The organism is Shewanella sp. 6_MG-2023, from assembly GCF_030547195.1.
Taxonomy (GTDB): Bacteria; Pseudomonadota; Gammaproteobacteria; order Enterobacterales; family Shewanellaceae; genus Shewanella.
The window spans coordinates 89,062-102,227 of sequence record NZ_JAUOQU010000007.1; the positions used below are offsets into that span (position 1 = coordinate 89,062).

Genomic DNA, 13,166 nt, shown 5'->3' on the forward strand with positions numbered 1-13,166 from the left:
AAGAGGTACGTAGTGAAAATTAAACGATTTTTTGCCAAGGATATGCGCTCAGCATTAGCTCAAGTCAAAGAGACTTTGGGCTCTGACGCGGTGATCATGTCGAATAAGAAAGTAACTGGTGGCATCGAAATTGTTGCAGCAGTTGACTACGATGAGCCTAAAGTTGATGTTGCAGTAAAATCGCCCGTTGCAGCCTTTATGGATGTGACTGAAGACCGTGTGTCAATTGGTGCTAATAAACCTGCTATTAAAGCACACACTAAAGTCAGCCCACCGCCAGTAGCTGATTCATTACAGGCGTTATTAGAAAAGCAGCATAGCCGCCTGCAGCAACAAATTTCCCAGCAACATGAAGAGCAGGAATTACCAGATTGGGCTAAACAGTTAGAAGCAAGCAAACCTGCAGCTAAAGAACCAAGACAGCATCAGCAACACATTGAGCCGTCTAGATCTCCAAATAAAGGTCATTCAGCTGAAATGGAAGCAATGCGCGAAGAGATGGCGTCACTGCGTGGTTTGCTAACTCATCAAGTTTCTTCATTAATGAAAGAACAGAAAAAACGCACCGATCCTGTGGGCGCGATGCTTGAAAGTAAATTAATTGCCGCAGAGTTCTCGCCTGCTGTCGCTGCCAAGTTATCCAGCCTAAGTCAGCAGTTTTCTCCCGCCGATTTAGTCAGAGCCTTACCCCAAAGTTTGGCCAACCTGCTCGATAACCAAGGTGACGATATTGTGCGCACTGGTGGCGTAGTCGCATTTGTCGGTCCAACTGGTGTCGGCAAAACCACTTCATTGGCTAAAATTGCTGCCAGATTTGCCGCTCATCATGGCCCAGAACAAGTTGCGTTAATTACCACAGATCATTATCGTATTGGAGCCTTTGAGCAATTGGCAACTTATGGCAAAATAATGGGCTGTCCAGTTAAACAAGCACATGATTTAACTGAATTAGAACAAATTCTTTATCAGTTTAAGAATCGTAAGTTAGTATTGATTGACACTGCGGGTATGGGGCAACGAGATTTACGCCTTTATCAGCAGTTAGATGATTTGATGGCAAACACCAGAATACCCATTCGTAGTTATTTGGTGATGTCGGCAACCTCTCAACGAAGAGTGTTACTCGATGCCGTAGAACATTTTAAAAGAATCCCGTTATCTGGGTGTATACTGACAAAATTAGATGAGTCAGTATCTATTGCTGGCGCATTAAGTGTATTAATCCAAAATGGGTTGCCACTAAGTTATGTTACTGATGGGCAACGTGTTCCAGAAGATATGCAGGTTGCCGATACGCTTTCATTAGCAAGACAAGCGTTAGCAGCACTTAACGAAACAAAACCTCAAACGTCACCTGACACTGCGTGGTCAAATGACATGGCCTATGCATTCGAGTAAAGATATGACCCGAGATCAAGCAAGTGGTTTACGTATGATGAATCAACCAAATAACGATAAAGTAAAAGTAATTGCAGTCAGCGGTGGTAAAGGCGGCGTGGGTAAAACCAGTGTGTCGATTAATACCGCGGTAGCACTTGCTGAGAAAGGCAAACGGGTTTTAGTACTCGATGCCGATTTAGGACTCGCCAACGTTGATGTGATGTTAGGTATTCGAGCTGAGAAAAACTTATCTCACGTATTATCTGGCGAAGCAGAATTAGACGACATTATTGTTCGAGGCCCGAAAGGCATTGGTATTGTACCTGCCACATCAGGCACTCAAGCGATGGTGGAATTGACCCAAGCGCAACATGTTGGATTAATTCGTGCCTTTAGCGATATGAAAACCCAGTTTGATATTTTAATCGTTGATACCGCAGCGGGTATCTCTGATATGGTGCTGAGTTTTTCCCGTGCCTCACAAGATGTATTGATTGTAGTTTGTGATGAACCGACATCAATAACCGATGCCTATGCCCTGATCAAAATATTAAGTCGTGAGCACGGTGTGTTCCGCTTCAAAATTGTGGCAAATATGGTGCGCAGTTTGCGAGAAGGCATGGAGTTATTCGCCAAGTTAAGTAAAGTAACCGATAGATTTTTAGATGTGGCTTTAGAGCTTGTTGCGACAGTGCCATTTGATGAAAATTTACGTAAATCAGTACGTAAGCAGAAGTTGGTTGTGGAAGCATTTCCAAAATCACCAGCAGCCATTGCTTACCACGGTTTAGCCAATAAAATCATGAGCTGGCCTGTGCCACAGCAGCCTGGTGGTCATCTAGAGTTCTTTGTTGAACGTCTTGTTCAGCGCAAAGAAGTAAAAGAGGATACACCGAGTGAATAAAGCCGCCGCGTATACTCAGTTTGATAATAAAACCTCAATTGTTGAACAGTATGCACCGCTGGTAAAAAGAATTGCACATCATATGTTGGCAAGGCTGCCAGCATCGGTACAACTTGATGACTTATTGCAAGCTGGGATGATGGGGCTGCTGGAAGCATCATCAAAGTTTGATGGCTCTAAAGGCGCCAAATTTGAAACCTTTGCTGGGATCCGAATTCGTGGTTCGATGATCGACGAAATTCGCCGTGGTGATTGGGTGCCGCGCTCGGTACATCGTAACCAACGCCGTGTTGCACAAGTTATCGATGAACTGGGTCAAGAATTAGGTCGTGATGCCAGAGATACTGAAATCGCAGAAAAATTGGAAATATCTCTTGAAGAGTATCACCATATTTTAAACGATGTTTCAGTAGGAAAAGTTATTGGGATTGAAGACTTAGGTGTTTCAGAAGATGTGATTGTGTCTGATGAATTAACTGAGGATGAAAGTTTTGATTCTTTAGCCGAAGTGCAGTTTAAATCGGCATTAGCACAAGCAATTACCACATTACCCGAAAGAGATGCGCTAGTTTTGTCGCTATATTATGACGAAGCGTTAAATTTAAAAGAAATCGGTGCCGTTCTTGAGGTCAGCGAGTCGCGTGTTAGCCAGATTTTAAGTCAGGCAATGCTGCGTCTCAAAGGCAAACTCAAGCATTGGACACAGGTATAATTACTAATAAGAGCAACGAATTAAGCTCACCGGAGGAAACCTTGGACAAGAATATGAAGATACTGATTGTTGATGATTTTTCAACAATGAGACGTATCATAAAGAACTTGTTGCGAGACTTGGGATTTAATAATACTCAAGAAGCAGATGATGGCAATACCGCACTACCGATGTTACAAAAAAGCGATTTTGACTTTGTCGTAACCGATTGGAATATGCCGGGTATGCAAGGGATTGATTTGTTAAAAGCCATTAGAGCTGACGATTCATTAAAACACTTGCCAGTATTAATGGTAACAGCAGAAGCAAAACGTGAACAAATTATTGCCGCAGCGCAAGCTGGCGTTAATGGCTATGTGGTTAAACCTTTTACCGCAGCAACGTTAAAAGAAAAACTCGATAAAATCTTTGAACGTTTAGCCTAAGCAAAGGATAAGTTATGCAGGCAGCAATATCAGGGCTCATAGATCTTGAGCAAGCCCAGCAACTTGTTAAATTGCTTGAAGATGGACAACAAGAGCAAGCTGATGCGGTCATTCGTGACCTGTCAGTGCCAATACAACGTGAACTGTTTGATGAAGTTGGCAAGCTGACCCGTCAGTTACACAGTTCACTAAATGACTTTCAATTGGATACCCGTCTGGTTGAACTTGCTAACCATGAAATACCCGATGCAAAAGAAAGACTCAACTTTGTCATTGATATGACAGAGCAAGCTGCAAATAAAACCATGGATGCAGTTGAAGAATGTTTACCTTTGGCCGATACAATAATAAATAACATTCAATCGGTCACGCCAATGTGGGACAAATTGATGCGTAGGGACATTTCCTTAGTGGAATTTAAGTCCTTGTGTCATGACGTTCAACATATCATGTCCCATAGCGAACATGATTCAAATCGACTAAGAGAACTGCTCAATCAAATATTGATGGCGCAAGATTTTCAAGATTTGACTGGCCAAATGATCCGCCGAGTTATTGACTTAGTCATCGAAGTTGAAAGCAGTTTAGTGTCTATGCTGACAATCTTTGGCGAAAATGCAGCCGACTCGGATCGAGTCATTGATGATAATAAAATTGAAGCAGAAGGCCCTATCTTAAATGCTGACACCCGCGAAGACGTGGTGACTGGCCAAGATGAAGTGGATGATCTGCTATCAAGTCTGGGTTTCTAATTAGGAGTCAAATTTAATGTCTTTTGATGTTGATGAAGAGATACTCCAGGACTTTTTGATTGAAGCTGGTGAAATTTTAGAGCTTCTACAAGAGCAACTCGTCGCTCTTGAAAATAATCCTGATGATGCTGATTTACTGAATGCGATTTTTAGAGGTTTTCATACTGTAAAAGGTGGCGCAGGCTTTTTGAGCTTAGGCCCTATGGTCGATGTGTGCCACGAAGCTGAAAATACCTTTGACTTACTGCGAACGGGTAAGCGTCAAGTAAATGCCGAATTGATGGACATCATTTTGCAAGCTGTTGATGCGATTAATTCGATGTTTGCACAGACCCAGCAAGGTCAGCCACAAGATGATGCCGACGCCGACTTATTAGCTCGTTTAAAGCTGTTAAGTTCTGGAGCGCCATTAGCCTCAGAGCTTGCCAGCACGCCCGAAGACGCGTTAATTGCTGAAGAGGCTTTAATTGAAGAGACTTTAATTGAAGAGACTTTAGCTGAAGTTGAGCCGATTGCTGCAGACTCTGAAGCATCAGTGGGCTCTATTGATGATATCGACGAGAGTGAATTTGAAGCCTTACTCGATGCACTTCATGGCGCAGGAAACAGTCCTACCTCTAATTCAACAAAAGACCTTATTGATGATACCTCGAGTGCTTCAGTCGCTAATGGTGACACTGCTGTTGCCAGTGATGAAATCAGTGATGATGAGTTTGAAGCCTTACTGGATGAATTGCACGGCGCTGGTAGTTTTAAAGCCGCGAGTACCCCAATTGCAGAAGTAAAACCTGCGGTAATAGAACAAGATCCAATTGTTGATGGCGATGATATTACCGACGATGAGTTCGAAAAGTTATTAGACGAATTACATGGTAAAGGTGCCGCTCCTCAGGCTGTTAGCCTAGCGCCTTCAGCAGTTACTCCCGCAACTCCTGCAACTCCCGTTTCAATGCCCGCAGATATTGCGCCATCAAAAGCCGTCTCAAACACAGCTGCGCCAGCACAGCCAAGTGCGACAGACACAAAACCAGTGCCAGCCGCTAAAGCTGCCGCGCCAGTAAAAAAAGCAGAACCTGCTAAAACCCAAGGTGCCATGCCACAGGGTGAAACCACCGTAAGGGTTGATACTTCACGCCTTGACCAAATTATGAATATGGTTGGTGAGCTGGTGCTGGTACGAAACCGCTTAGTGAGTTTAGGTATTTCTCGCGATGATGAAGAAATGTCGAAAGCACTTGCCAATTTAGATCTGGTTACTGCCGACCTACAAGGCGCGGTAATGAAGACCCGCATGCAGCCAATTAAGAAAGTATTTGGCCGCTTCCCAAGAGTGGTTCGCGATTTAGCCAGAACACTGAATAAAGAAATTGATTTAATCATGGTAGGTGAAGATACCGATCTTGATAAAAATCTAGTTGAAGCACTGGCAGATCCATTAGTCCATTTAGTACGTAACTCGGTTGATCATGGCATTGAAATGCCTATTACTCGCGAAGCGAATGGCAAACCAAGAACCGGTACGATAACTCTTTCTGCAAGCCAAGAAGGCGACCATATTCTTCTTAAAATTGAAGATGATGGCGCAGGGATGGATGCCGATAAGCTAAAAGAAATCGCCATTAGCCGCGGGGTTCTAGACGAAGAATCAGCCGCAAGAATGACTGATAATGAAGCTTATAACTTAATTTTTGCCCCAGGTTTTTCAACCAAAGTTGAAATTTCAGATATTTCAGGCCGCGGCGTTGGAATGGACGTGGTGAAAACCCGCATCAGCCAATTAAACGGCACAGTGCATATTGATTCGGTAAAAGGCCAAGGCACCATTTTAGAAATTAAAGTGCCACTGACATTAGCGATTATGCCCACATTAATGGTGGATGTTGCTAAGCAGGTGTTTGCCTTACCGCTTTCAAGCGTTAATGAAATTTTCCACCTCGATTTAACTAAAACTAATGTTGTCGATGGTCAGCTCACCGTCATAGTGCGCGATAAAGCCGTGCCACTGTTTTATTTAGAGCAATGGTTACATCGCAACAAGACCACGCTTACTCATGGCGATAAAAAGCAAGGCCATGTAGTGATTGTGCAACTTGGAACCATGCAAATTGGTTTTGTGGTTGATGCATTAATCGGTCAAGAAGAAGTTGTGATTAAGCCTTTAGGCAGTATGCTGCAAGGTACGCCGGGTATGGCAGGGGCAACAATTACCTCCGATGGAGGTATTGCATTGATCCTTGATGTACCGGGTTTATTAAAATATTACGCCAAAAGTAAAAGATAAAATTCCAATTGATAAGGAATGAAATGGCTACCAAAGTTTTAGTTGTTGATGATTCAAGTTTCTTTAGACGTCGAGTCAGCGAAATAGTGAATCAAGATGACGACCTCGAAGTGGTGGGTGTTGCAGTCAATGGCCAAGAAGCCATCGACATGGCTGAGAAATTAAAGCCACAAGTCATCACCATGGATATCGAGATGCCAGTGATGGACGGCATTACTGCTGTGCGTAAAATAATGGCAACTAACCCAACACCGATACTGATGTTTTCGTCTTTAACCCATGATGGCGCTAAAGCGACGCTTGATGCGCTTGATGCCGGCGCATTGGATTTTTTACCGAAACGCTTTGAAGATATAGCCTCTAAAAAAGAAGAGGCCATTAAGCTACTGCAACTAAGGGTTAAAACCTTAGGCAGAAGACGATTATATAAGCCATTACCAAGAACGGTTACAGCTCGAAATGCAGCAGATGCAGCTAACCCTGCAAGCTTGAGAACCACATTAGCATCGAAACCGGCCTTAAATAATCGCTCGCAAGCGAATAATTCACAGGCCAGTAGCGCCCAAAACGTGTGTTCTGCCAGCGCCATTAGAGCGAGCGGTAAAAAATATAAAGCCTTGCTGATAGGCACTTCAACGGGTGGGCCTGTTGCACTGCAAAAAGTCTTAACGGCATTTCCTGCAAATTACCCACACCCAATATTACTTATTCAGCACATGCCGGCTGCGTTTACGCCTGCTTTTGCCAGTCGCTTAAATAGCTTATGTCAGATTACGGTAAAAGAAGCGCAAAATGGGGATGTACTGCAACCCGGTTGTGCTTATTTAGCCCCAGGTGGCATGCAATTGATGGTGGAGCGAAGTGGTTCATTTGGACGTTTAAAAGTTATCGCCGGTAATGCCGAGATGAACTACAAACCCAGTGTGGATATTACCTTTGCATCAGCCTCAAAAGTGTTTGGCGGTGATGTATTAGCGGTTGTACTTACCGGTATGGGCGCAGATGGCAGAGAAGGCGCCAGAATGCTGAAAGCCGCTGGAGCAACGATTTGGGCACAAGATGAAGCTAGTTGTGTGGTGTATGGTATGCCGCAAGCGGTTACCGTAGCAGGTTTATCAACTCATTCCATTGCTATCGACAGTATGGCGGAGTCCATTATCAAAGAGACGGCCCGTGGCTAAGGTCAACAAGGCAATGAACACCCAACAAATGTCAGTGGTGTTTTTATTGATTATCGCGGTTATTACGCTGGCAGGATTATATTTTGAGGCGGCAAAAACTAACCGCGAATTGTCTCAACAAGTTGCGCAACTAAAAGCATCGCAAGTGTTGTTAATGGTGCCTGATGAGCAGGCAGCGGACATTGCTGCTTGGCTTGGAAAACATCCAGAACCCACCAAAGCATTAGTGCAAAAGGCGGCGAATGGTGAAGCGGTGACATTAAGCCTAGGGCCTGGAACGACAGCTGAAAATAACCAGCACTTTCAGCCAAAGGAACAGCAGAATATACAAACGCTTGAAAACGCTCAAGGGGTAAAAGTAATCCCCTTACCCCATGGTGGGATCAGGATAACCACCCGTGAATCAGACTCACTTTAGAGCAGATTGTAATCTAGTGTAGTCAGTTAATAATCAATTGAATAATAACAATAATAAAGCTGTGAGGCGTCATTTGAAAGTTTGGACAATCGCAAATCAAAAAGGCGGCGTAGGTAAAACAACTACGGTTGCCAGCCTTGCTGGCGCGTTAATTAAGCGTGGTCAAAGGGTATTGATGATTGATACAGACCCTCATGCATCGCTAGGTTATTATTTAGGGATTGATTCTGAGCAAATCCCCAGTTCACTTTACGATATTTTTTTGGCGCATAAGCCGTTATCTTTAGCGGATGTTGAAAAGCATATTGTGCCGACCTCAATTGATGGTTTAGATCTTATTCCTGCCTCAATGGCGCTAGCCACATTAGATAGAGCTTTGGGACATCAAGAAGGGATGGGACTGGTTTTACGTAACCTATTAGCCTTGCTAGATGACAAATATGATATTGCTATCATTGATTGCCCGCCTATTTTAGGGGTGTTAATGGTTAATGCTCTGGCGGCAAGTGAACATATAATCATTCCAGTTCAAACTGAGTTTTTGGCCATAAAAGGCTTAGAGCGAATGGTGAAAACCATGGCGCTAATGGGGCGTTCAAAGAAAACAGATTACAGCTTTACCATTTTAGCAACCATGTATGATCGGCGCACTAAAGCGTCACCTGTAGCGTTACAATCCTTGCAGCTAAGCTATCCAGAAACTTTATGGCCTGATGTTATTCCTGTGGATACTAAATTTAGAGATGCCAGTTTAGCCCATGTGCCACTATCCCATCATATGCCCAGCAGCCGTGGGATGAAAGCCTATAATCGCTTACTGGATTTTTTAATGTCTAGGGAGTTAACTCATGTCAAAATCGGTTGATGAAACTGTTTTTGATTTCTTCTCAGTATTATTACAAGAGCCTTCTGATAAGGCTTTAGATGCTGCTACAAGCTGCAATAAACAGACTTCAATCAGCAGACTACAAGTCGCTCAACACACAGACTCTACTAGCAGTACAGAGGTTGCAGAAATTTATGAAGGCTCCCTGCACAATAGTGAAGATAAATATTTACATGCCACAACTAAGTTGGCAGCTCCAAGTCTTCGCTTGCAAACGGTCGCGACGCTGGGTGAATCTTTAAGTTCGTCATTTGCTGAGCCGCAAGTGGATAAAAATGCCTTATCTAAATTATTGGCGGTAGTCTCAGCACCAGTATCAACAACTTCAGAACAATGTGTTGAATCTCCACTTGAGGTAAAGCAAGTACTTAAAGGTACGGTGCAACAGGCAAAGCTGCCAATAGCTCAACCTGCAGCACAGGCCGCGAAATTATCCGTAGTGGATAATAAAGATTCTCAAATCTCAGCCGATATAGATAATCATAAGCGAGCTTATGTTGAAACCGCGGTTATCGACGTCAGTCAGTCGCCCGCTAAAGCTGAATTAGCATCGATTCCGCCAAGTATCACCACAGATTTACAAGATGTTTTAGATGATGAATTTCAGGTGTTATTTTTCAATGTGGCAGGCTTGACGCTTGCGGTGCCATTGGTGAGTTTGGGCGGTATCGTAAAAATTGAACATATTAATCACCTGATAGGGCGCCCCAAATGGTTTTTAGGGGTACAAACTCGTCGAGATCAAAAGGTGAATGTTGTAGATAGTTGCCGCTGGGTGATGCCAGAAAAGTACACCACCGAAATGGCGCAATCTATTGATTATCAGTATATCGTCATGCTTGAAAACAGTGACTGGGGACTGGCATGTGAATCCTTAGTTAACGCGGTGAAAATTAATAAATCTCATGTCAATTGGCGTGAAAAAGCGGGTAAGCGTCCATGGCTTGCCGGCGTAGTAAAAGAACAAATGTGTGGCATTTTAAATGTGCAAGCGCTCATTGAAATGCTAGATGCAGGATTAGGTTGTCAAGATTCGATTGTCTGAGGTTATTTATGACAGATTCAAGAAATGTAGCAGCGGTTGCTGCAGGTAAAGAAGATGTAGTTTTACAGTGGGTTACTTTTAAGTTAGATAACGAAACTTATGGTATCAACGTCATGCAAGTTCAAGAAGTATTACGTTATACCGAAATTGCCCCCGTTCCCGGTGCGCCTATGTATGTGCTTGGTATCATTAATTTACGTGGCAATGTCGTCACTGTGATAGATACTCGTTCACGCTTTGGCCTTGATGCTGCAGAAGTTGATGACTCATCGCGAATAGTCATCATTGAAGCAGAAAAGCAAGTGATTGGTATTTTGGTTGATAGCGTTGCCGAAGTGGTTTACCTACGCCGCTCTGAAATCGATAATGCCCCGAATGTCGGCACTGAAGAAAGTGCTAAATTCATTCAGGGAGTCAGTAACCGAGATAATGAGTTATTGATTTTAGTCGACCTTGATAAGTTACTATCTGACGATGAGTGGGCAGAAATAACTCAGTTATAAGCGTTTTTTGCGTTTCAACTAAAGCCAGCATTATTATTTGCTGGCTTTTGTGTTTTAATGACAAAAATCAGTCTTATCAGGAAGTATGAATGTCGCAAGAATTGCTTATCACTATTGTTATTTATGTTGTCACTTGTGCCGCAATAGCGATGTTTTTTTCAAAAAGAGCCAGCAAGCTGCAAAGCAAAGTAGATGCATTAACTGTGTTGGTAAAAGAAAATGATCGCCAGCGAGAAACCGTTAAACGAGAGCTGCAGGAATTACGCAGTGGCACTATCGGTGTTGGTAAGCGTGTTTTAGAGTTAGAGCAAAAATTAACTAAACAATCACAGCGCCTAGAAGAGGCAAGTCAGCAAGACCCACAATCTAAATTATACTCTAGAGCATTAAAAATGGTGGGGTTAGGTGCTGGAGTGGAAGAGCTGATTAATGAGTGTGAACTACCTAAAGCAGAAGCGGAATTAATTATCCGTTTACATAAAAAGTAGCTCGTCATTTTGCGAAAGCGCTAAGCTTGTTCAATGATTTTTTGATGTAAGTTATCCCATTGCTCTGGAAATTTACCATCTAACATATACACAAATGCAATGAGCTCGGCGATTAAGGTGTAGAGCTCTTGGGGCACTTGTTCACCGAGTGCTAATAACTGTAAAAATTCACTTAAATTCTCATCTTGATGGATATAGACGCCAGCATCTTTTGCTAGTGCTATTATCTCTTCAGCGACTAAATCTTTGCCTGTGGCGGTGACCGTTGGCGCGCTAATGCCATCAAAGCTTAGCGCGACCGCTTTCTTAATTTTAGTCATTATTTGCTCCTAATTTCACGTCTTAAAGTGCATCTTAAGCATTGGTTTTTACTAGATAATGATCGCCTGGTAATAAGGTTGCGGGTACATTATCAATTACCGTGGTGAACTCTCGCGCGACAAAGCCTGCCTGATTTATTTTTATGCTTAATAGCGCTTGAAAATCACTCACTTTATCTAACAGGCTTTGATTTTCACTGGTAAATTTAACATCAAGAAAATCTCCTATCTTATGGGCATTAACCAATAAAGCCCCCTGAGCCAGATTAAATTTTAATTGCAACCGCCAACTTGTTATCGCGCTGTTATCATTAGAAGAGCCCCGTTCAAACTTGCCCTCTAATTGCTCTTTTCGTGGGCCAATGGAGTAAGGCAGCGCTATATACCAAGCGAGATGCTGATTAGCGTCGCTACTCGCTTGTTGGTATCCGCCAAAGCTAGTGGCTAGTTTGCCTAAGGACTCGACGCTGCGGGCTTTATCTAAGGCACTTAAAAGCAATTGGCTTTGGTCAGTGTTGTTGAGAACTTTTTGCTGCAGTTTATCAAGGTAGTGCTGCAATGACGGGCTCAGCTGGGTGTGAGCGCCTTGGCGTTTAAAGCCAATGAGCAACTGAAATAGTGCGCTAATTGCCCCAGCTGTTAATGCTGTATTGGGTAGCTGCTGCGTATTGGCCAGATTTAAGCTGGTTAAGCTCAGTAGCTCTTGTTTTAATAAGCTTTGATCTGCAAGTTGGGTTAATGGCCGTGGATTTAAGCTCGGCAGTAATGCTAATAAAGCACTGACAAGGGTATTAGTTGCATTATTGCTGCAAGCATTTTTAAGTGGCATTGCGCCAGCTTTATGTAAATTTTGTTTCAGTACTTCAACGGGGCTTTTGTTTACTTGAGCCACAGTTGAGCTTGCAGCGTGTTGATGCGAGTTTACCTGTTGCTGAGGTGGTTTTACATTGGTCACCGTGGTTTCAACACTGGCTCTTAAAGGTATTTGCTCAAGCTTTTTTAATAGCTGACTCAGTAATTGGGCCGGTTCATCTTTTCTTACCACAATATGTTCTGAGATCGCCTTTAACTTATTGTGATTGTTGTCATTGTGGCTATTGGTGTCAATCGTAAACAAATCAGCAGTCGCAACATGCAATATTGGGGTTAATGTTAACAGCGGTTTCCCAGCCACTTGGTTGATATGAGCAAGGTGTTGGCCTTGAGGCAATTTTGCTGATGCTGACACTGAAATCTCAGCCCCGGTATTAAAGCGCAAGTGATTATGTTTTATTTCAACCACAGGTAGCGGGTAACCTTGTGCTCTGGCGGCCAAGGCCAATAATTGCGGTGATGAAATATTATTGCTTTGTGCCAGTTTTAGCAGCTCAATAGGCAGCTTAGTTTGTATCGCAGGTGCGACTAGCACTAACTGCTTATTGGTGAGACTGCTCGTTGTGGCCTGTTTATGAGATGCGGTACCAGTGAGCTTAGTTAATTGCTTTATCGTGTCATTGTTTAACATTAACTGCCCACCAGAACGCAGGATTTGCTGTATTTGATGGCAGGCTGAAAATTGAAATGTTTTATTCGCGACGGCAAAGGTAACCGCGGCATGGTTTTTAGTATCTTGAGATAACTGGGGTATAGATGATGAGCAGGCTGTAGACGCTTGGTTTGTACCTGATAATAGCGATGTCGATGATGATTGTGTTGTCGATGATGACCGTATTGAAGATGACAGCGTAACAGGCACTAAGCTTGCTGGTTTAGCGATATTCGCGCTGGTTAAATTGTGGCGCATTTTTGAGGCTTCAGTTGTCGCCAGTCTTGCTGTGATTAAGCCTTGTGTCATATTTTTTTATCGTCACTCAAGTTGTTTATTGCTATTT

14 protein-coding genes are annotated in these 13,166 nt (G+C 43.2%); 12 read left to right on the forward strand and 2 right to left on the reverse strand.

From position 1 onward, the window contains the following. The first annotated feature begins 12 nt into the window (after positions 1-12). The 12 genes from flhF to Q4533_RS06255 all read left to right on the forward strand — a co-directional run bounded on the left by flhF (position 13) and on the right by Q4533_RS06255 (position 10,975). Positions 13-1,398, forward strand: coding sequence for a flagellar biosynthesis protein FlhF (flhF, locus tag Q4533_RS06200; RefSeq protein WP_303502372.1), 1,386 nt, complete (start codon positions 13-15; stop codon positions 1,396-1,398). A gap of 4 nt (positions 1,399-1,402) precedes the next feature. Next, a complete protein-coding gene (locus tag Q4533_RS06205) occupies positions 1,403-2,284 on the forward strand; it encodes a MinD/ParA family protein (protein WP_076540438.1) in 882 nt (293 codons plus the stop codon). After that, positions 2,277-2,996, forward strand: a complete 720-nt coding sequence (locus Q4533_RS06210; protein WP_102439500.1) for an RNA polymerase sigma factor FliA — start codon at positions 2,277-2,279, stop codon at positions 2,994-2,996. The genes Q4533_RS06205 and Q4533_RS06210 overlap by 8 nt, the downstream gene beginning before the upstream one ends. Before the next feature lie 41 nt (positions 2,997-3,037). Beyond that, positions 3,038-3,421: a chemotaxis response regulator CheY gene (cheY, locus tag Q4533_RS06215; RefSeq protein WP_076540257.1), complete on the forward strand. Its 384-nt coding sequence runs from the start codon at positions 3,038-3,040 to the stop codon at positions 3,419-3,421. A gap of 14 nt (positions 3,422-3,435) precedes the next feature. Next, complete coding sequence (locus Q4533_RS06220) at positions 3,436-4,173, forward strand: protein phosphatase CheZ (protein ID WP_102439501.1); 738 nt, start codon at positions 3,436-3,438, stop codon at positions 4,171-4,173. 16 nt (positions 4,174-4,189) lie between these two features. Further along, positions 4,190-6,454: a chemotaxis protein CheA gene (locus Q4533_RS06225; RefSeq protein ID WP_303502375.1), complete on the forward strand. Its 2,265-nt coding sequence runs from the start codon at positions 4,190-4,192 to the stop codon at positions 6,452-6,454. 23 nt (positions 6,455-6,477) lie between these two features. Then, complete coding sequence (locus tag Q4533_RS06230; RefSeq protein ID WP_102439502.1) at positions 6,478-7,635, forward strand: chemotaxis response regulator protein-glutamate methylesterase; 1,158 nt, start codon at positions 6,478-6,480, stop codon at positions 7,633-7,635. 13 nt (positions 7,636-7,648) lie between these two features. Continuing rightward, the gene (locus tag Q4533_RS06235; RefSeq protein ID WP_241901015.1) at positions 7,649-8,053 is read left to right on the forward strand and encodes a membrane anchored protein in chemotaxis locus; all 405 of its coding nucleotides are present in this window, start codon (positions 7,649-7,651) and stop codon (positions 8,051-8,053) included. 73 nt (positions 8,054-8,126) lie between these two features. Further along, positions 8,127-8,918 (forward strand): ParA family protein, encoded by a 792-nt coding sequence (locus Q4533_RS06240; RefSeq protein WP_102439503.1) that lies wholly within the window; start codon positions 8,127-8,129, stop codon positions 8,916-8,918. After that, positions 8,902-9,984, forward strand: a complete 1,083-nt coding sequence (locus Q4533_RS06245) for a chemotaxis protein CheW (RefSeq protein WP_102439504.1) — start codon at positions 8,902-8,904, stop codon at positions 9,982-9,984. The genes Q4533_RS06240 and Q4533_RS06245 overlap by 17 nt, the downstream gene beginning before the upstream one ends. 8 nt (positions 9,985-9,992) lie before the next feature. Beyond that, entirely contained in the window at positions 9,993-10,487 is a 495-nt protein-coding gene (locus Q4533_RS06250) for a chemotaxis protein CheW (protein WP_076540271.1), read from the forward strand. An 89-nt stretch (positions 10,488-10,576) separates the two neighbouring features. Continuing rightward, positions 10,577-10,975, forward strand: a complete 399-nt coding sequence (locus Q4533_RS06255) for a DUF2802 domain-containing protein (RefSeq protein WP_102439505.1) — start codon at positions 10,577-10,579, stop codon at positions 10,973-10,975. A gap of 20 nt (positions 10,976-10,995) precedes the next feature. Here Q4533_RS06255 and Q4533_RS06260 read toward each other — a convergent pair whose 3' ends face one another. After that, positions 10,996-11,295: an EscU/YscU/HrcU family type III secretion system export apparatus switch protein gene (locus Q4533_RS06260; RefSeq protein WP_102439506.1), complete on the reverse strand. Its 300-nt coding sequence runs from the start codon at positions 11,293-11,295 to the stop codon at positions 10,996-10,998. Positions 11,296-11,329: 34 nt separating this feature from the next. Then, on the reverse strand, positions 11,330-13,129 hold the full coding sequence (locus Q4533_RS06265; protein WP_303502379.1) for a hypothetical protein: 1,800 nt from the start codon (positions 13,127-13,129) through the stop codon (positions 11,330-11,332). Between the last annotated feature and the right edge of the window lie 37 nt (positions 13,130-13,166).